Consider the following 19,237-nt stretch of genomic DNA (forward strand, 5'->3'; position numbering starts at 1 on the left):
AATGGATATTAACGATATAAGCTGTGTGATTTAGCTCGCAGGTATTTGGTTACAGCAAAATAAGTACTGAAACCAGAAATTAAAACGCCCAAGATAACAACGACCAAGAAGATCGCTCCAAATTCGTACCAGTTACGTAGGAACACCAAATCTGGAATTTGTTTTTGTGCAAATTGCAGGGTGAAAATCAATAATAGGATCGCAATCAACGCCCCTAGCAAGCCGTGAAATATACCGTAGAAGATATAAGGCTTACGGATGAAGTTTTTAGTTGCACCAATCAATTGCATGCTCTTGATCAAGAAACGCTGTGAATAGATGGCTAGACGAATGGTGTTGTTGATCAAAGCAACTGCAATAACAAGTAATACAATTGTAAATGCCAATACAACCATACTGATAATGCGTATGTTCTTGTTTACCATGTCAATCAGAGATTCTTGGTATATAATCTCTTTAACACGGCTGTTTTTTGATGCTTTTTGAATAAACGTTTGGATACTGTCGGTATTGGCATATTGTTCCTTCATGTATACATCAATCGACGGCAATAGGGGGTTGTGTCCTAGGTATTCGACAAAGTCTTCCCCTAAGTCTTCTTTTAAGTTTTTTGCAGCTAATTCTTTACTGATATATTCTGTGCGTAAAACATAGGGGTCTTTTTCGAGGTCCTTCTGCATCGCAAGGACATCACCTTCATTCACATTTTCGTTAACAATAATATTCAGGACAATATTCTCCTTCACATATTTTGAGAGATTCTTTGCGTGAACAAGAATTAATCCTAAAAGTCCCGTCATTAACAATACCAATGCGATACTGATAACTGTTGAGACGTAAACAGACTTCGTTTTTTTTCTTGGTGAACTTTCTTCGTGAGCCGACATACGCTAATGTAAAATGTTATTTGTTGCGAAAGTAAATAATAATGTGCATTTAAGAAACATATTTCGTGGAATAAGTACCGCGAAATATTAAACCTTCCTAAGGCATTTAACATCTAATATCTGTAAATATTGTTTAAAATGAAACTTTTATGTCTATTTTGACGTAAAATAGCTATTTTCGCATCTCTTTGAGATTAGCAGAACAGGTCAATTATGGAATACAATCATCAATCTTTAGAAAAGAAATGGCAACATTTCTGGGCAGATAATGGAACGTTTAAACCGTCGGAGTCGACTGATAAGCCGAAGTATTACGTGTTGGATATGTTTCCGTATCCGTCAGGAGCGGGGCTACACGTAGGACATCCGCTGGGTTATATCGCATCAGATATTTTCGCACGGTATAAACGACTGAAGGGGTTTAATGTGTTACATCCGATGGGGTATGATTCTTTTGGACTGCCTGCTGAACAGTATGCGATACAAACAGGACAACATCCTGCGATTACCACGGATGCGAATATCAATCGCTATCGTGAGCAGATGGATAATATCGGGTTTTCGTATGATTGGTCGCGTGAGATCAGAACTTCCAATGCAGATTACTACAAGTGGACGCAGTGGATTTTTATGCAGCTTTTTGATGCTTGGTATAACAAAGATAGTGATAAAGCGGAATCCATAAATACATTAATTGAGAAGTTCGAAACTTCTGGTTCTTTGGGTATTAAAGCTGTTTCCGATGAGGATGTAAATGAGTTTACGGCAGCAGAATGGGGGGCTTACTCGGAGGAGGAGCAACAACGTGAGCTTTTAAAATATCGGTTGGCTTACCTACGTGAAAGTACAGTGAACTGGTGCGCGGCGCTAGGCACTGTATTGGCGAATGATGAGGTAATCAACGGTCTTTCAGAACGAGGTGGTTATCCGGTAGAACAGAAAAAGATGATGCAATGGTCTATGCGCATTACTGCGTATGCAGACCGTTTGTTGCGTGGTCTTGATACGATTGATTGGCCGGAGCCTTTGGTCGAGATGCAACGCAACTGGATTGGAAAATCAGTGGGGGCATCCGTAAAGTTTCCAGTCCCTCAAATTAATACAGATATTGAAGTTTTTACGACGCGTGTAGATACCATTTTCGGCGTGTCTTTCGTGGTGTTGGCGCCAGAGCATGATCTTGTTTCGACTTTAACTACGGAAGCACAGAGGGCTGAAATAGAAGCTTATATTGATAAAACATCAAAGAAATCAGAACTTGATCGGATGGCGGATACCAAAACGGTATCGGGCGCTTTCACGGGTTCATTTGCGAAACACCCAATTACAGGGGAAGATGTACAGATCTGGATTGCCGATTATGTGCTAGCTGGATACGGTACAGGAGCTGTCATGGCGGTACCTTCTGGTGATCAGCGTGATTATGTTTTTGCGAAGCATTTTAATTTACCGATCGTACCCATTTCTGATACCCAGCAATTGGATGAGGCGGCGGATGCAAACAAAGATGGTAAATATATCAATTCAGGCTTTATTAATGGAATGACATATGAGGAGGCAGTGCCTGCTTTAGTCGCAAAACTGGAAGAGTTGAAGTTGGGTAAAGCGAAGGTTAACTTCCGTATGCGAGACGCTATTTTTGGTCGTCAGCGTTACTGGGGAGAACCTGTGCCTGTATATTTTAAGAACGGTTTACCGTACTTGATTAATGAAGCAGAGTTGCCATTACTTTTGCCTGAAGTAGATAAGTACTTGCCTACCGAAAGTGGTGAACCACCGTTAGGGCGTGCAACAGATTGGAAATATCAAGACCAATACGAGTATGAGTTAAGCACCATGCCAGGCTGGGCAGGTTCTTCGTGGTATTGGTTCCGTTACATGGATCCTCAAAATGCGGATGCTTTTGCGTCAAAGGAGTCTGTGGAGTATTGGAAATCTGTAGATTTATATATTGGTGGTTCTGAGCATGCTACAGGTCACTTGTTATATTCACGCTTTTGGAACAAAGCGTTAAAAGATTTAGGCTTCCACAACGAAGAAGAACCGTTCAAGAAATTGATTAATCAAGGAATGATTCAGGGACGTTCTAGTTTTGTATACCGTGTGTTGGATGAGGAAGGAAGAGGAACGAACCAGTTTGTATCCCTTGGATTAAAAGATTCGTACAAAACGATTGCATTGCATGTGGATGTGAATATTGTACATAACGATGTGTTGGATACGGAGAAATTTAAAGCTTCACGACCAGACTATGCACTTGCTGAATTTGTCTTAGAAAACGGTAAATACATCTGTGGAACTGAGGTCGAGAAGATGTCGAAGTCGAAGTTCAATGTTGTGAACCCAGATGATATCATTAGTGCGTATGGCGCGGATACACTACGTCTTTATGAAATGTTCTTAGGTCCATTAGAACAAGCTAAGCCATGGAATACAAATGGTATTGAAGGCGTTTATAAATTTTTACGTAAGGTTTGGCGGTTGTTCCATGATGCAGAAGGAAACTTCCACGTGTCAGATGAAGAGCCGACTAAAGCAGAGTTTAAGGCCGTGCATAAAATTATTAAAAAGGTAGAGGATGATGTGGAACGTTTCTCGTTCAATACCTCTGTTTCTGCTTTTATGATCTGTGTGAACGAACTGACAGACCTCAAGAGTGATAAGCGTAAAGTGCTGGAAGATCTTTTGATTGTTCTACAACCTTATGCGCCACATATTACCGAGGAGCTATGGTCGTTATTGGGACATAAAGCGGGTAGTATCTCTTATGCTGCTTATCCTGTCTTTAACCCTGCATACCTTGTTGAATCAGAGTTTGCATATCCGGTATCAGTGAATGGAAAAATGAAAATGAACCTTTCACTAGCTCTTGATTTGGATCAGAAAACTGTAGAAGAGACAGTATTAGCAAACGCAGATGTACAACGCTATTTGGACGGAAAGGCCGTTAAGAAACTGATCTTTGTAAAAGGTAAGATTATTAATATTGTGGTGTAATTACCCCTTATTATATGTTAAAGAGGATTTGGGTTATGCCTAAGTCCTCTTTTTTTTTATCATGATATATAGTGATAATTTAAAATATCACTATATTTGATAATAATGTTAGTTATTATCTTATTTCATGATAATATGTAATAACGGCTTTATGGATATTAATCGCCAGGCGATAGTAGTATTTTGGGGTAAAATAATTAAGTTTGAGTAAGGTATTTGATTATGATAGCAATATTAACAGGAGATGTTATTGGGTCAAGAACTGTTGATTCAAAAATTTGGTTGTCTTTATTAGAGGAGTCTTTACGTGTATATTCCTTTAAGTTTGATATTTTTCGAGGAGATAGTTTTCAGGCTGAAGTATCTTTGAAAGATACTTTTGTGGCGGCTTTTTATATCAAGGCGGCTTTGATGACCGTTCAATTAGATGCTCGTATCGGGATTGGTATTGGGAATAAAGACGTTAATGCTTCACATGTCAAGCATAGTTTTGGTTCGGGTTTATTATTTTCAGGAGAGGCTTTTGACGCCCTTAAAAAAGATACCTTACGCATAAAATCATCCAATCCATCGTATGATGACATGTGCAATGTGATGATGGGGCTATCAACAAGTTTGGCTTCTCGCTGGACAATTAATATGGCAGAAACGGTGATGGTATCGTTGCAGTACCCCGAGATAAACCAACAAGAATTGTCAAAAAAACTAAACCGAAAATACCAGAGTCAAGTGAGTGCAGAGTTACAGAGAGCTGCATTTCACGATGTGAAAAAGGCAATTGATTATTGTACAAATGAGTTACTGAAGATATGATCGTTTTTTTTCTAAAGCTTTTTTTAGCGCATATAATGGGAGATTTTCTATTTCAACCCCGTGGTTGGGTAGAAAAGAGAAAGTATAACGTAGGTTATCTGTTACTCCATATAGCAGTGCATACTGTACTGCTAGCCATACTTTTTATAAAGGAACTTTCGGTGCATTGGCAAGCTTTGTTATTTGTAATATGTTCCCATTTGGTGATTGATAGCTTTAAAATATGGATGGAACGGACATTGAATCTTAAACCATTGAGCGCCTTCCTGATTGACCAATTCTTACATATGTTGGTACTCGCGGGACTTACCATCTTTGTTTTTGGCTTTCCGTCCGACTGGATCCCACAATTACTTTCGGTCAAGACAATGCTCTATGTCATTGCTTTTTTACTGACAACTTGTGTAAGTCCTATTTTGCTGAATGTCTTTTTTAGTCGGTGGAAGCAAGAAAAGGAGATGCAAACAAAAGAAGTAAACTCGCTTGTTGATGCTGGAATGCTTATCGGTATTATGGAGCGGTTACTTATTGTATTTTTTATTCAGATCAGTTTCTTATCGGGGGTTGGTTTTTTGCTTGCCGCAAAATCAATTTTTAGGTTTGGTGATCTTGCTAATGCAAAAGATACCAAATTTACGGAGTATGTCTTGCTTGGTACGCTAGCCAGCTTTATGTTGGCAATCGTTATTGGCTATGGCTTATTGTTGAGTTTAAAACACTTGACTTAGCGGTGTTGTTTATTTCCCTAATAACGTTAAGAGATCTTCTTTACTTAAATCATTCTGCGCTGTCTTATCGCTTTTAATCAGGTCTTGTGCTAACATTCGTTTGCGCTGTTGCAAACGCATCATTTTTTCTTCGATGCTGTCCTGACAGATTAGGCGTATCGCCATGACGGGTTTGTTTTGTCCAATACGGTGCACGCGGTCAATTGCCTGATTCTCAACAGCAGGATTCCACCACGGATCGACCAGGTAAACATAGTCTGCCTCAGTTAGGTTTAATCCGACACCTCCCGCTTTCAAGCTGATTAGGAATACACGTACCGCATCGTTAGATTTGAAATTATTTACTTTTGTTCCGCGATCGTTACTTTGTCCCGTAAGATACTCAAAGCCTATATTGCGAGTCTGTAATGCTTCTTTAATAATGTCAAGCATTTCTACAAACTGGGAGAAGATCAGGATTTTATGCTCTGTTACTTTGTTTTCAATTTCTGATAGGAGAACTTCTACCTTAGCGGCATGCTCTCCTGTGTGACCTTCCTTTAGTAAGCGTGGAGAATTGCAGATTTGCCGCAATTTTGTCAGACCCGCTAGTACATGGATCCGTTGCTCCCGTACCTCTTGTTCGTCTCTTTCAGCCACAAAGGAACGGAGTTCCTCTTCTAATTCATTGTAAAGAGCGCGTTGTTGTTCTTCCATCTCGCAATAAAGTACGATTTCGGTCTTTTCCGGTAATTCTTTAGCTACTTGCTTTTTGGTGCGACGTAATACAAATGGAGCTATTTTTTCGAAAAGTTCTTTTGCTCTTTTATTATCGCCAAAACGATCGATAGGAATAGCGTACGTATTTTTAAAATAGAGCTTGCTCCCTAGTAATCCAGGACAGCAAAAAGACATTTGCCCGTAAATATCAAAGGTATTGTTCTCGATCGGTGTTCCTGTCATAACAATACGATTACGCGCATCAAGAAGCCGCAATGCTTTGTAGCGTTCTGCATTGGGATTTTTAATAGCCTGCGACTCATCAACGAATATATAATCGAAAGATGCTTTTTTCCAATGGTCAATATCCGAAAGGATAGTTCCATAGCTGGTTAATATAACGTCGTGTTCTTTGCCTGATAATAGGTTTTTGTTGCGTTTTTCTCCGTGGTAAGTCAGACTTTTTAGATCAGGTGCAAATTTGCGTATTTCTTCCTGCCAGTTGAATAGTAAAGACGTTGGAACAACAATGAGGTGCGTTCGTGCACCGTTTCTTTCTCGTAGGTATAAAATAAAAGCAATAATTTGAAGGGTTTTTCCAAGCCCCATATCGTCGGCTAAGCAGCCACCAAAATTGCGATTATCTAGAAAAGCCAACCAATTAAGTCCTTCTTGTTGGTAAGTCCGTAAGGTGGCTTTAAGGCCTAGGGGAGTTGGTACATTGGGTCTTTTCTTGGCTTTTGAAAAATCCTTTTGTAAAAGCGTGAGTTCATTGCGTGCTTCGTTTAGAAACACATCCTTTTCAAAAAGCGTAGCTAAATCAGAAAAACCGATTTTCGGGATCTTAAATAGTTCCTTGTCCACTTCAAAGATTCGAAAGTACTGTTCAATTTTTTGTAGCCATTCATCCGGTAACATCCCGTGCGAACCATCGCCAAGCTCTACAAACTTACGTTTGTGTCGGATAGCCTTCATCAATTGTCGCATGGAAGCTTTTTGTTTTCCAAATTTTACGCGAAGATCGGCATTGAACCAATCCTCTCCACTAAGTATTTGAATATCAATTTTGGCTCGATTCGGATTTAGATTATTATTTTCTATGCTATCGAATCCCAAAATAGTAATACCTTCATGTTGCCAATCCTCAAACGCATTCAAGAACCAATCGTCTTCGAAAAATTTATCTTTATGGAGGTAGAAATATGTAATCTCTTTTCGTTGCTCTTCAAAATCGGGATGTTGTTTGAGCACTGTCTTTAAGAGTTTTGCTTCGGCATCCAAATGACGTGCCACATGGACTGTATTACCATTAGCATCTGTCTGGTACAGCTCTTTTCTCGAATATACAGGAACCTCTAAGCGACTATACTTCATAACAGGGGTGATGCCGATAAAGTTTCCTTCTTGCTCTAAATAAATAATCGGCTGTGGAGCTGTTTGTTCCCTAGTTTTTTCTGCAGCAGTTGTCGCGGCTATAATGTAGCTGTAATGTACCTGTACATAGTGCTCTAATGGTGCCAATATATTGGTCGAAAACTCCTCATACTTGGATGGATGGATAAGTAGTTTTTCGTGATTACTTTTAAAGAACTTGATTACACGTAATACTGCGGCATTAGGCAGTAAGTGAAAGGTGTCATTATAGAAAATAAAGCAACCATATCGAATAGCTACCTCTGTAAACGAGATATGCTCGTCAGCAAGCACTAATTCTCCTGTAACTTCATAAAAGGGCTCTTTTTGAAAAACGGATAGCTTTATGTATGCATTCGCATCAATAAGTTTTATTGGAACTAATGTGCGTGCTGTTATTTTTTCTGAAATGTTCCGATTGTGGTGATATACCTCCAGTTGCAACGGGTTGGCAACTAGAGATCGTAGAAGATTGTAATCCATTTCTTCGTCTGTTTCACCATATTGGTTTTGAAGTGTCGCTATCGCCGTGAAAAATTTAACTTCCTGATGGTTGTTGCTTTTCCATATATGGGTAGATACGTCTAATGGATTAATCGGATTCTTCAATGTGCCATTTTGAGTTCGCTCGGCGGACATTACCTGGCAATACAGTTGGTTATAGTAGCGGTGTCGCCCAATTACAAGGATCGATTGCGGGGTAGAGGAGGCTTGACGTTCCTCCTTCGGTGCAAGCAATGTTTGCTTGAATAGAGGGTAATCTATTGGAAGCAATTCTTTGATGCTTGGACTGATTATGATTTGTCCTGTTTCCCATGTTAAGGAGAAAAATGCATCCAAGTTTGACTCTTGATCGAGACCATATTTTTTAGCACTTGGCAGCATCAATCGATGCCGGGTGGCATGATCGAAGAACGGACGATATAGCGTACTTTCCATAACACAGAAAAGCGCTTGTGCTGCATGCTCGCAAAGCTTATTGCCATCGTGCGCGCAAGTGCAAGAAACCACAATACCGTCGGTATCCTGAACAATTGTTACCGAAGGGATAGAGTCTGATGTAGCATTAGATAGAGGTTGTTTAACCGTGTTGCCGCGACTGAAAATACCTCGATCGATTGTTAAATCTGTCGCTGTAAAATACTGGTACTCTTTTGTGTTGAGAAACAGGGCCGATTGAACATGGACCAGCAAAGCATAACGGTTTATGTTTGCAAAGTTCATGTTTTTCAGCTCGTAGCTGCCTAAATTGTTTCTCATTTATATTCTTTCCCTGTCTTTTGCAAACATAGATAAATCTCGTGTATATGCTATTATCTCTGTTAAAAAAGAGGAGTCTTGTGGGTGTTGTGCTCTTATGATATTTTGCTTCTTTCTGAAGAAAGCCTATCTTTGTATGCGAAATGAAATTCTTGAACAGCATATTACGCCTTCCATTTTTCAGCACTTATTATCGTTCGGTATGTGCTCGGACTGGCTATGCCTATGTTTTTGAACAAGAATATCGAAATTGACATTTTGAATTAAAAATATACAGCATATCCAAAGCCCGGGCAGTCATGTCCGGGCTTTTTTTGTGCCCTAAAAACCGGGGCAGCAAAACTCTGAATTAGTTTTAGAACTATTTGGTCTCTTGGCTAGATCCGTTGTACAGGCATTGAATGCGCCAGAAGCGAGGAGTCGTTGTGGTGGTAAATGAAATAGAAACAAATAATATAACATGAAAATGAATGCATTAGAAAGGTTACAGGAAAATGTAGAGATTATGCTCCCACAACAAGGTTTGGAGCTAAAACTAAAAGAGAATCGTCCGCTCACGATTAAACTGGGGTTTGATCCCACTGCGCCTGATTTACATTTGGGACATGCCGTGGTGCTCAAAAAGCTGAAGCAATTTCAAGATTTGGGTCATCAGGTTGTGATTTTAGTAGGGAGCTTTACCGCACGTATTGGCGATCCCACGGGGAAAAACAAAAGTCGCAAACCCCTTAATACCGAAGAGGTGACCTACAATGCTGAGACTTATATCAACCAATTATCGAAAGTGATTGATGTCGCTCAAGCGAAAATCGTCTTTAACTCCGATTGGTTAGATACATTATCCTTTTCGGATGTTATTCAACTACTATCAAAGGTTACGGTGGCCCAGTTGATGCATCGGCACGATTTCAATAAGCGTTTTACCGAGAACACACCTATTGCGATGCATGAGTTGGTGTACCCGGTTTTACAAGGTTATGATTCGGTGCAGATAAACGCTGATATTGAAATGGGCGGAACGGATCAGTTATTTAACTGCACGATGGGACGACAGCTTCAGGAGGTAATGGGAGTGGACGGACAGGTCGTGATGTGTATGCCGTTATTGAAAGGGCTTGACGGAAAGGAGAAGATGAGCAAATCCTTAAACAATATTATCGGGTTAACAGACGAGCCGAATGATATGTATGGTAAGATGATGTCTGTCCCTGATACCCTGTTGGAAGAATATTTGGATCTAACTACGGATTTCTCCGAGGCAGAGAAGCAAGGTATTAAACAGCAGTTGACTGATGGTGTAAATCCGATGCTCGTCAAGCAGATGATCGCAGAAAACATCATTAAGCAGTACCATAGTTTGGATGCAGCTACAACCGCAGCTGATTTTTTTAGGACACAGTTTCAGAATAAACAATTCGAGTCGAAAAGCTTTTTGTCAACGGCATGGCGTGATTTAACAGTCAATGCTACTGCGATTGCGCTGGTTGATCTCTGCGTGCAGCTGAAGCCCTCATTGAGCAAATCCGCCATCCGTCGACTGATCCAAGAAGGAGCTGTCCAACTGGATGGGGTTAAAATGGGTGATGCAGATTTCCTCATTCCTGTCGGTAAAGAGGTGCGGGTGAAAATGGGGAAACGCGATTTTTTCGAATTAGTAGGATAGGGCTTATGTTTTTAAACGAGTTAATGGCTGACGACCATTGGCTCGTTTGTATAAACCTTGCTTAACCAGTCGAATAATGGTTCCTGTATATAGCTTTTCTTTAGTTTGTTTTTGTCAACGCGAAGCATAATGTCCTCGAACGGTCTGGAAACAACGGCGTCGTCGCGATTTGAAAATATGCTGACAATGAGGTCGCGCGTAACGTCGATATACATGATATTATTGAAACCGGTGGATTCACCGGAGTGAAAGCAATAGAGGTTGCCAAGTTTGTCTTGGTAGTAGAAGAGCCCCATGCTATATCGAATTTGTCCTATCACTCGTATGCTGTTTTTCAGAAACCATGGTTTGAAAGAAGCATCGGATAGGTAGGTCTTACCAATATGTCGTGCCCATTGGTGGAAATCGTTGCTGGAAAAATAAACGCCCCCATCACCTTTGGTGGCACTGGTTATACTCTGATCGGCAAAATGAAAGACGCTTCCTTCGGGGTGATAACCGTACGCACGATCAGGAATGGATGCGTTAGCTTGATATATTAATGCATCCGTTAAGCCGATAGGTGTAAATATATGGTTTTTAACAAATTGGGGGTAAGGCAATCCAGAGACCTGTTCTATGATAAGGGCAAGGAGACAGTATCCCGTGTTACTGTATCGAAACTTCGTTCCAGGCGTAAAGTACAGGGAGTCGGTTGTTTCGAGATAAGGTAAAATATCGGCATCTAGTATTTGTTCACGCTGTGTCGATGGTAAAAGGTTCTCATAATCCAAGATACCGGAGCTATGCTGGAGCAATTGCGCGATGGTAATTTGCTGCACACGAGAAGGTAGCTTTGGGAAGTATTTACCAATGGTTTGATTTAATGTTATTTTTCTTGTTTCGATGAGCTTATAGAGGCTAAAGGCCGTTACGTGCTTACTGATTGATGCCATCCGAAAGTGACTTTTGGCTTCGATTGCTGTCTGATTATCTAAAGCCGTAACCCCGCGTTGTTCGCTATAGATCGCTGTTCCTTTTTCTGTTGCAAGAGCGGAAAGTCCGGGTCCCTCTTTTTGAATAAGTGACTCGATTACAAGATCAACTTCCAACGGTTTAAACGGGCGTTGTGCGCTTAGCTTTTGCATCCAGAAACAGCAGATAAGGAGTAAAAAACTATTTTGCTTCATCTTTGATGATCTGTAATTTAAATGGAATTTTTTCTACGGGGTAATCTAACTTGTCGGTAGCGACGCCACTGATCTTAAGCAGTACGTCAAAACCTTCATACACCTCTCCGAATACGGTGTAGTCTCCGTCTAAACGTGGAAGACCTCCATTTTTGAGGTATTCTGCGCGCTGCTCTGCTGTAAATTCGTGGTTTTTCTTCCGACTAAGTTCGTTGAGCTCTTGTTCGGTAACGGGTTTACCGACCACAAAGTAGATTTGGTTTAAGAAAGAGGATTTTGACGGGTTGTTGTCACGGCCGGCACCTAGTACCCCCATCTTATGAAAAGCCCGTGCATCAAATTCGGGCGCTAAGCGAGGCTTTCCTTGCGCCGGATCAGCTGCTTCACGCTTCTCAATATCAATATCATGCTCACCACCTTGAACCACAAAATTCTTGATGACACGATTGAATAGCGCGTCTTTATATACATCCGTTTTTATCGCGTTGAGTATGAGGTCTCGGTGCTGGGGTGTGTAATCATACAGTTGAACTTTAAAAACGCCATAATGCGTCTCAAAGGATAAGCGGTATGTTTGCGCCTGGAGACCAATTGTACAGATAAATAGCGTTAGTAAGAGCAATATTTTCTTCATGTCGGGTTTTGTTAAAACACTGTTTGAAGAGCTAAATTACTCTTTTTTTGCCACTAATTGTTACCTACATTGCGATATTCATTGGGCGTCATACCTACTCGATTTTTAAACAATCGGCTAAAATGTTGCGGGTACTTAAAACCTAATTCATACGCAATTTCGTTTATGGTCTTGTCGCCGGATTGAATTTTGGTCTTTGCGATATCGATGGTTTTGTTTTGAATATAATCCTGAGCCGATTTACCTGTTTCCTTTTTTATTAGGTCGCCAAAATAATTAGCGGACAAATGCAGCTCATCAGCGAAGTAGGCTACCGTTGGCAAGCCAATGGTGTACGGGTTTTCAGAATTAAAGTATGTATTTAAGTGCTGTTCGAATTTTTCTAAAATTCCTTTGTTTGCGTTTTCCCGTGTGATGAATTGACGATCATAGAAGCGTTCACAATAGTTTAAGAAAAGCTCGATGTTGGATGCGATAAGCTTCTTGCTGTGTTTATCGATGGAATGACTCAGCTCATATTCGATTTTAGCAAAGCAATCGAAGACGATTTTTCGTTCTTCGGCAGACAGATGAAGCGCTTCGTTTGTGTTATAGCTAAAAAAATGGTAATCATCCATGAGGTTGGCTAGCGCAGTACCTTTAATCAGGTCCGGATGGAAAACTAGGCCGTATCCCTTTGGTTGGTACAGGTCAACTTTGTTTTCAACATCAATCACTTGCCCAGGAGAAATAAAGACTAAGGTGCCTTCTTCATAGTCATAGTAGTTACATCCGTACTTAAGGTCACCACACTTAATATCTTTAACAAAAATACAATATAGACCAAAGGTCATACGAGATCCCGTGCGTTCATGCGCTTTTGAAAAGTCGATAACGCTCACTAATGGGTTCAATGTCTCGTGATTATTGAAAACATTGTATTGATGAATCGTATCGAATGTATATGCTTTTTCCATTTCCGCTTTCCTTTGTTTAATACAAACTTAAACATTCTTTGATTATCAAACTATTACTGTAGAACGTATCCGTAAAGATGGTAGTAAAATCAGTAATTTGTATACCAATATGCAGGGAACGAATTAAGAACTTTGTTTATGTAGTAGTTGTTTAACGAAACGAATCTTTAACGAACATAAAAGGAATGAAAGTATTGAAATATTTTAGTGCATGTGCATGGAGTTTGACTAGTTGTGTTATGCTGCATGCGCAGGAACAACAAAACACGATCGTGTTGGCTCAGCAAGGAAGTTTTGCGGTTGGAGGTCGTGTGCTTCAGGCGGAGGGAACATTCGATTTAAGTGATGCCATGAATCCCCAAGGACAAACTTTTCATGGTGACCATGCTTATGTTTTTTATCAAATGCCGAAGCAGGCACATCGTTTACCCTTAGTTTTCCTACATGGCGCCGGTCAATCGAAGAAAACCTGGGAGTCGACTCCCGACGGACGTGAGGGTTTTCAGAATATTTTTCTGAAGCGTGGTTTTGGGGTTTACCTTTTGGATCAACCCCGACGTGGAGCTGCCGGCAAGAGTATGGTTGGTACGACGATCACGCCAATTGCGGATGAACAGTTTTGGTTTACACAATTTAGAATTGGTAATTATCCGGACTTTTTCCCTAATGTTCAGTTCCCTAAAGATAAAGATGCATTGATACAGTTCTTCCGTCAGATGACGCCAAACACAGGTAGTTTTGATGGCGTTGTTGTTACCGATGCACTATCGGAACTTTTTACGAAAGTTGGTGACGGCATTTTGGTTACACACTCTCAAGGCGGAGGACCTGGTTGGTCTACGGCGATGAGGAATGAACATGTCAAAGCGATTGTGGCATACGAACCCTACAGTGGCTTTGTTTTTCCTGAAGGTGAAGCGCCCGCACCAATAGCCTCTACAGGGCTGTTTGGAGCATTAAAAGGGGGAGAGGTTCCTAAGGCTGATTTTTTGAAGCTTACAAAGATTCCAATTGTTATATATTATGGCGATAATATCGCATCTACATCGAGCGCCGTTTGGAATATGGACCATTGGCGATCGGGATTAGAGATGGCAAAGTTATGGGCGGCAACTATCAATAAATATGGTGGCGATGCAACGGTGGTTCATTTACCTGAAGTAGGGATAAAGGGGAATACGCATTTTCCATTTTCGGACTTAAATAATAAGGAGGTAGCGGATCATTTGTGGGAATGGTTGAATCGGAAAGGTTTGGTGCAAGATGTGGCTGTTGGAGATATGGCTGATCTCGAAAAGCAACAGGTGATAAAACTTTCTAAACAAAAGTGGCAATGGATGGCCGATAAGAATACGGCGCTGTTGGACCATCTGTTTGATGCGGCGTCAGTTTTTGTCCACATGGGAGGATCATGGGGTAAGGAGCAGGAGTTGCAGGTTATTAAAAGTGGTGGTATTTGGTATAAAAAAGCGGATGTGCATGAGGTATCGGTGCATATTATGGATCAAACAGCTGTCGTGTTAAATCGTATTGATCTGTTGGCTGTTGTTGGGGGGAATGAGGTGACAAATCCATTTATAGTAACTGAGGTATACGTGAAAAAAGGCACAGAATGGAAGCTCGGCTCTTTGTCTTTCACGAAGGTGTCTGTGCCTGTGCGTAGTAACCCATAGTTTGTAAATTGTAATTCTTGTGATATGAGTAAAATATATGGAATATTGATGGCGCCTTTGTTTGTAATGGGGTGCAGTGAAAAATCAACAACAATGCAGAATGAGGTCGAGTTAATCTTTCCTAAAGGGGATAAGATCACCAATGATAATTTTACAGGCGCTGTTTACCTGCATAATATGGTAGTCGCGGATAGTAGTAACCAGAATGCGGTTGGTTCGGTTACCTTTGAACCGGGCGCACGGACGAAGTGGCATTCGCATCCTGCCGGACAGATTATTATCGCAATTGATGGTGTAGGTTACTACCAAGAGGAAGGACAGCCTAAAGTCATTGTACGTAAGGGGGAGGTCGTTAAATGTCCGGCCGATATTCCACATTGGCATGGGGCTAGTGCAGACGAGAAGTTTGTGCAAGTTGCGATTACAGGACGTGAGAAAGGCGAAACTGTTTGGTTGCATGCAGTGACAGATGAGGAGTACCATAAATAGGAACGTGTATCCTCTTTAGAGCCTGGAGAGTCTGTTAATTTTTGTTAATCCGTGATTTGGGTTATTCTTTCCGTAATCCGGGTAGTTTTATTGCAATGCTACTGACGATCTTTGTATCAATAAGTTAAACCGATAGGAATAGCACCTATCATAAAAATTTAATGATGATGAGAAAGTGTGTATATATGTTAGTGATTTCTTTGGGTTTAGTGGCTGTTGTGGGGTTCACCACAAGGCAGTTGGCTTGCAAGAAGTGTACAAAATCGAGTATTGAAGCAGGACTTCAGCAGGAGCAGATTGGTTCGGATAAAATTATAGGGTTGGGCTTACTTCAAGTTCTCACGGCTGACACTTTAACAAGTGATCTTCATGTTGCAAATATTCAGCTTGAGGAAGGAAGTTATTTGCATTGGCAAACGATGCCTGGTGGTCGGGTAATTATCGTGACGGAAGGTGAAGGGTTTTATCAGTCGAAAGGAAAGGATGTTGTTCGAATTAAGAAGGGCGATACGATTGAAACATTCCCGGGATTATATCACTGGGTGGGTGCAACGCCGGAATCGGGATTGGAATTCATTAGCGTAACTTCTAAGAAATCTGATGCATTGATCAAGTGGCATGAAACAGTCACAGAGAAGGAGTACCGTGCAGCTATAGATCTCGCTGAAGCATCCTAATGTTGGCGTGTTTTTTAGCGTGAAAGTCGTATTCATTTTTTGGATACGACTTTTTGTTTAGTCCTTAGCTACCGCTTGTGGTATACTTCTGCAAAAGGTACGCGATAGCGTTCCCCCCATATTCCTTCATTGCCCTTGCGTACTCCGCATGAGATAATCATATTAATTTCTGCCCCTCGTGGTAATTGCAATAGTTTTTTTACACGACCGCTATCAAAACCTTCTAAGGGGCAAGTGTCTAGCCCTTCGTTAGCCATGGCAATCATAAAGGTTTGCGCAGCGAGTGCGCAGGTCTTATGTACAACGACCCGCACGTCAGCTTCAGTCACTTGACGAACAATAGGGCGGAAGAGGCTTATTGTCGTTAACAGGATATTGCGAAAGAAACCGAGTATGCCAAAAAAGCGACTGTAGAGCGTTGGCATTAACTTACCATAATAGATTTCACGGTCTTTGATGCGGCGGTGTTGTCGTTCGGGCGGACTGTTTCGCGCTATATTGCCGCGCTCAAATTCGAGTACGGCATGGGCTCGTCTGCGGTGTAGATCCTGACGGGTAACGAAGACGACGAGTTCGGGCGCAGTTGAAATTGCTTTTTGATCAAGACAGGGTTTAATGAACTTTTCGAGCAGATCGGGATCTGTAATGTGGTAAAACTCCCACAATTGCATGTTGGAGCTGTTGGGCGCGAGTGTTGCGAGCTCAAGGCAATGCTTAACTTTTTGCGTATCGATACCTTTTTCTTTGTCGTAAACGCGTACGGATCGCCGATGATGGAGTGCTTCTTCTAAAGTCATATAGGTTTAACCTTTTTACGGGCTTTTTGTTATTTACTTATTCTTCTTCGTGTTTTTTATATGCTGTTTGTAAAAGGTAGAACTAGCGAGTACGACTGACGTTTCTATTTGCCGAAACGGGATATTCCAGTACTTGCGCAACAACTGTTCCTTTTCGGTGTATGATACTTGCTGGAAGCCATTTTTGAGGTAAAAGTTTATGGCCCAAGAAGCATCGGCCCAGGTTCCAATTAAAATTGGATTTTGGGTAAGGGTAGACAAGTGTTTTAATAAAGTACCTCCAATTCCTTGGTTACGCACTACAGTTCGGATATAAGCGTGACGAATTAAAGTTACATCACCTCTGTGCTGAATGCCCATCACGCCGAGAATGCGACCGTCCTGATGGTAGCACCAAAATTCGACTCCTTCCAAGATTTGTTCATGGAGCTCCTTTTCTGTCATGTAGGGATCTTTCCATCTGTCCGCGGGGATAATGCCTTTATATGCTACGGAAGCATCGTTTATGATCTCGTAAATATCCTTAAAATCGGATGGCTGACTTTTTAGTATCATTGTTATAAACCTTTAATCGTCTACTTTTTGCTTGACTTTGAGGAACAAAAGTACAGCGCTGAAATAGTATTGTTTTTTACATATGTTGAGAATAATTTTATTTTCGGAGCCGCCGTATCCTGCTAAGCTGTGTCGGGGTGATGCCGAGATGGCAAGCAATGTCTTGTAGAGCAACATGTTTCTCAATGGCAGGGTGACTTTTTAGTAGCTTCTCATAGCGTACCTGTGCTTCTTCCATGACGATGGATATTTCCCTTTCTTCTTTTGCAATGATCCAGTTTTTCTCAAGATAATGAATATAAAATAGTTTGAGGTCATCCACCTGAAAAAGGAGCTCTCTGAACGGTCTATAGGGTAAGCTGAGTAGTGTACAATCGGTTACTGCCTTTATGGTGAACTTGGAAGGTTCATGTAAGATACAGGAAACAGTTGATGCAATAAAATCATTGTTCGTTGCGATATTTTTTGTGTATTTCTTTCCGCGATCATCCGTGATATATGCGATAACATATCCGGTGTGTAGAAAACAAAACTGACGTGCCACAAAGCCTTGCTGTACCAAGACTTCATTTTTCTTTACGTGGATTACTGTAGCTAAGGCTAAAAGCTTCTCCAAGGAACACTCTGAAATTGGAGAATATGAGGCTATCTTTTCCCTAAATTTTTGTTGCAAGGTTTCGTACATAACAATAAATAAGGCAATCTACGTATTTATTCACTTCTCTTATTCGATAAAGCGAATAGCGATTGTTTTTCTATACGAGATGCCTAATTTAGTCTACTGCTTTTTTGGTTGATGCTCTTGCTCGCGTCTCTTTTCTTGCTTCGGTTACAACTGTTCTATAAGTTGTTGCATATCTATTCTGTTCATATAGTTGGTGTCAACAAACCGGTATGTAATAGTGCCATTTGGGTCTAACACGAAAATAGCAGGGGTGGGTAGTTCATTCGTGTTGTTCTTGTTGTATTCTGATAGGTCAATTCCTAAATTACGATATGCTGGAATTACGAAGTCTTGAAGCTCAAATGAGATGCCCAGCTGCTTAGCTAAAGCATTGTTTTTGTCTGTCACTAGCTCAAAGTCTAGATGGTGATTATTCTTTAATTCTTCATTATAATAAGAGGTTTGTGGGGAGATGGCCACCAGTGTTGCATTTCTATCGGTGATTTGTTTTAGATTGTCTTGTAGCGTTTTCAATTCGATATTGCAATAGGGACACCAGCTGCCTCGGAAAAAAGCAATAATTACTTTCCCTCTTTTTAGCAGCTCTTTTAACGATACGTTTTTGTCATTTGTATTTGGCAAGCTGAAGTCAGGAAACTTTTCTCCTGTTTTGATCGCATGGTCTTCAATGCTTAGTGTTTTCAAGTCTGCAATGGATTTTGCGAATACTTCTAAGATTTCTCTCGGAAGTTGCTGTGCCAAGTTTTCATTTAATTCCTCAATCTGTTGGGCGATTTTTTTCATATTTTGAATACTTTTTTGCAAAGTTTTAAAAGTAAACTCAGAATCACAATACCGCATATAATTGTCCCTATGGGATAAAAAAGTCAATTTTACGAAAAGGTAGGAGGGAGCGATAAAAGAAGTTATTTGTCTCTCGATATTTCTTGCTGGTACGGTTCGTGGGAAAGGATTGTTCCGATTGCGAGGTATATAAGTGGGGGAAATAGTAATTAATTATTAGATTGTGGATAGAACCCGAGTGTACTCATCCCTCTCAAACGCAAAAAATCCCTCATCTTTCGATGAAGGATTTTTCTGCGGAGAGTGAGGGATTGGTTCAGCCCCACAAACCCCAAATACAGCCCTGAACCTCCTTCGGA

At 40.8% G+C, this 19,237-nt stretch carries 16 protein-coding genes; 7 read left to right on the top strand and 9 right to left on the bottom strand.

Going from position 1 to position 19,237, the window contains the following annotated elements:
* Nucleotides 1–8: 8 nt before the first annotated feature.
* Nucleotides 9–887, bottom strand: a complete 879-nt coding sequence (locus B9Y69_RS10185) for a cell division protein FtsX (RefSeq protein ID WP_085472835.1) — start codon at nt 885–887, stop codon at nt 9–11.
* Nucleotides 888–1,100: 213 nt separating this feature from the next.
* Here B9Y69_RS10185 and leuS point away from each other — a divergent pair, with 213 nt between their 5' ends.
* From leuS to B9Y69_RS10200, 3 genes are all read left to right on the top strand, one after another.
* The gene (gene leuS, locus B9Y69_RS10190; RefSeq protein ID WP_085472836.1) at nt 1,101–3,884 is read left to right on the top strand and encodes a leucine--tRNA ligase; all 2,784 of its coding nucleotides are present in this window, start codon (nt 1,101–1,103) and stop codon (nt 3,882–3,884) included.
* Between the two features lie 222 nt (nt 3,885–4,106).
* Nucleotides 4,107–4,697, top strand: a complete 591-nt coding sequence (locus B9Y69_RS10195; RefSeq protein ID WP_085472837.1) for a hypothetical protein — start codon at nt 4,107–4,109, stop codon at nt 4,695–4,697.
* Nucleotides 4,694–5,425, top strand: coding sequence for a DUF3307 domain-containing protein (locus B9Y69_RS10200; RefSeq protein WP_085472838.1), 732 nt, complete (start codon nt 4,694–4,696; stop codon nt 5,423–5,425). Before B9Y69_RS10195 ends, B9Y69_RS10200 begins: the two co-directional genes overlap by 4 nt.
* 9 nt (nt 5,426–5,434) lie before the next feature.
* Here B9Y69_RS10200 and B9Y69_RS10205 read toward each other — a convergent pair whose 3' ends face one another.
* Nucleotides 5,435–8,797: a DEAD/DEAH box helicase gene (locus tag B9Y69_RS10205; protein ID WP_085472839.1), complete on the bottom strand. Its 3,363-nt coding sequence runs from the start codon at nt 8,795–8,797 to the stop codon at nt 5,435–5,437.
* Between the two features lie 466 nt (nt 8,798–9,263).
* Here B9Y69_RS10205 and tyrS point away from each other — a divergent pair, with 466 nt between their 5' ends.
* Nucleotides 9,264–10,460, top strand: coding sequence for a tyrosine--tRNA ligase (tyrS, locus tag B9Y69_RS10210; protein ID WP_085473046.1), 1,197 nt, complete (start codon nt 9,264–9,266; stop codon nt 10,458–10,460).
* A 20-nt stretch (nt 10,461–10,480) separates the two neighbouring features.
* Here tyrS and B9Y69_RS10215 read toward each other — a convergent pair whose 3' ends face one another.
* From B9Y69_RS10215 to B9Y69_RS10225, 3 genes are read right to left on the bottom strand one after another with little or no spacing between them, the layout of a single operon-like run.
* Entirely contained in the window at nt 10,481–11,629 is a 1,149-nt protein-coding gene (locus B9Y69_RS10215) for a serine hydrolase domain-containing protein (protein WP_085472840.1), read from the bottom strand.
* Nucleotides 11,616–12,263 carry a peptidylprolyl isomerase gene (locus tag B9Y69_RS10220; RefSeq protein ID WP_085472841.1) on the bottom strand — a complete coding sequence of 216 codons (648 nt, stop codon included), beginning with the start codon at nt 12,261–12,263 and terminating at the stop codon, nt 11,616–11,618. The genes B9Y69_RS10215 and B9Y69_RS10220 overlap by 14 nt, the downstream gene beginning before the upstream one ends.
* A gap of 53 nt (nt 12,264–12,316) precedes the next feature.
* Nucleotides 12,317–13,219, bottom strand: a complete 903-nt coding sequence (locus tag B9Y69_RS10225; protein WP_085472842.1) for a helix-turn-helix domain-containing protein — start codon at nt 13,217–13,219, stop codon at nt 12,317–12,319.
* Between the two features lie 185 nt (nt 13,220–13,404).
* Between B9Y69_RS10225 and B9Y69_RS10230 the strand changes: the two genes are divergently transcribed.
* From B9Y69_RS10230 to B9Y69_RS10240, 3 genes are all read left to right on the top strand, one after another.
* The gene (locus tag B9Y69_RS10230; RefSeq protein ID WP_085472843.1) at nt 13,405–14,892 is read left to right on the top strand and encodes an alpha/beta fold hydrolase; all 1,488 of its coding nucleotides are present in this window, start codon (nt 13,405–13,407) and stop codon (nt 14,890–14,892) included.
* 24 nt (nt 14,893–14,916) lie between these two features.
* A complete protein-coding gene (locus B9Y69_RS10235) occupies nt 14,917–15,381 on the top strand; it encodes a cupin domain-containing protein (protein WP_085472844.1) in 465 nt (154 codons plus the stop codon).
* Nucleotides 15,382–15,566: 185 nt separating this feature from the next.
* A complete protein-coding gene (locus B9Y69_RS10240) occupies nt 15,567–16,058 on the top strand; it encodes a cupin domain-containing protein (protein WP_085472845.1) in 492 nt (163 codons plus the stop codon).
* A gap of 68 nt (nt 16,059–16,126) precedes the next feature.
* Here the strand turns inward: B9Y69_RS10240 and B9Y69_RS10245 are convergent, their stop codons facing one another.
* From B9Y69_RS10245 to B9Y69_RS10260, 4 genes are all read right to left on the bottom strand, one after another.
* The gene (locus B9Y69_RS10245) at nt 16,127–16,855 is read right to left on the bottom strand and encodes a nitroreductase family protein (RefSeq protein WP_085472846.1); all 729 of its coding nucleotides are present in this window, start codon (nt 16,853–16,855) and stop codon (nt 16,127–16,129) included.
* Nucleotides 16,856–16,888: 33 nt separating this feature from the next.
* Nucleotides 16,889–17,410 carry a GNAT family N-acetyltransferase gene (locus B9Y69_RS10250; protein WP_085472847.1) on the bottom strand — a complete coding sequence of 174 codons (522 nt, stop codon included), beginning with the start codon at nt 17,408–17,410 and terminating at the stop codon, nt 16,889–16,891.
* A 97-nt stretch (nt 17,411–17,507) separates the two neighbouring features.
* The gene (locus B9Y69_RS10255; RefSeq protein WP_159451831.1) at nt 17,508–18,026 is read right to left on the bottom strand and encodes a Crp/Fnr family transcriptional regulator; all 519 of its coding nucleotides are present in this window, start codon (nt 18,024–18,026) and stop codon (nt 17,508–17,510) included.
* Nucleotides 18,027–18,239: 213 nt separating this feature from the next.
* The gene (locus B9Y69_RS10260) at nt 18,240–18,878 is read right to left on the bottom strand and encodes a peroxiredoxin-like family protein (protein ID WP_085473047.1); all 639 of its coding nucleotides are present in this window, start codon (nt 18,876–18,878) and stop codon (nt 18,240–18,242) included.
* Nucleotides 18,879–19,237 lie beyond the last annotated feature (359 nt).

Origin of the sequence: Sphingobacterium psychroaquaticum (assembly GCF_900177625.1) — a bacterium.
In the GTDB taxonomy this organism is placed as follows: Bacteria; Bacteroidota; Bacteroidia; order Sphingobacteriales; family Sphingobacteriaceae; genus Sphingobacterium; species Sphingobacterium psychroaquaticum.

Bases quoted from the DNA above. Each gene is read 5' to 3' on its own strand.
- B9Y69_RS10185 (WP_085472835.1), bottom strand. From the start codon at position 887: ATGTCGGCTCACGAAGAAAGTTCACCAAGAAAAAAAACGAAGTCTGTT.
- leuS (WP_085472836.1), top strand. From the start codon at position 1,101: ATGGAATACAATCATCAATCTTTAGAAAAGAAATGGCAACATTTCTGG.
- B9Y69_RS10195 (WP_085472837.1), top strand. From the start codon at position 4,107: ATGATAGCAATATTAACAGGAGATGTTATTGGGTCAAGAACTGTTGAT.
- B9Y69_RS10200 (WP_085472838.1), top strand. From the start codon at position 4,694: ATGATCGTTTTTTTTCTAAAGCTTTTTTTAGCGCATATAATGGGAGAT.
- B9Y69_RS10205 (WP_085472839.1), bottom strand. From the start codon at position 8,797: ATGAGAAACAATTTAGGCAGCTACGAGCTGAAAAACATGAACTTTGCA.
- tyrS (WP_085473046.1), top strand. From the start codon at position 9,264: ATGAATGCATTAGAAAGGTTACAGGAAAATGTAGAGATTATGCTCCCA.
- B9Y69_RS10215 (WP_085472840.1), bottom strand. From the start codon at position 11,629: ATGAAGCAAAATAGTTTTTTACTCCTTATCTGCTGTTTCTGGATGCAA.
- B9Y69_RS10220 (WP_085472841.1), bottom strand. From the start codon at position 12,263: ATGAAGAAAATATTGCTCTTACTAACGCTATTTATCTGTACAATTGGT.
- B9Y69_RS10225 (WP_085472842.1), bottom strand. From the start codon at position 13,219: ATGGAAAAAGCATATACATTCGATACGATTCATCAATACAATGTTTTC.
- B9Y69_RS10230 (WP_085472843.1), top strand. From the start codon at position 13,405: ATGAAAGTATTGAAATATTTTAGTGCATGTGCATGGAGTTTGACTAGT.
- B9Y69_RS10235 (WP_085472844.1), top strand. From the start codon at position 14,917: ATGAGTAAAATATATGGAATATTGATGGCGCCTTTGTTTGTAATGGGG.
- B9Y69_RS10240 (WP_085472845.1), top strand. From the start codon at position 15,567: ATGTTAGTGATTTCTTTGGGTTTAGTGGCTGTTGTGGGGTTCACCACA.
- B9Y69_RS10245 (WP_085472846.1), bottom strand. From the start codon at position 16,855: ATGACTTTAGAAGAAGCACTCCATCATCGGCGATCCGTACGCGTTTAC.
- B9Y69_RS10250 (WP_085472847.1), bottom strand. From the start codon at position 17,410: ATGATACTAAAAAGTCAGCCATCCGATTTTAAGGATATTTACGAGATC.
- B9Y69_RS10260 (WP_085473047.1), bottom strand. From the start codon at position 18,878: ATGAAAAAAATCGCCCAACAGATTGAGGAATTAAATGAAAACTTGGCA.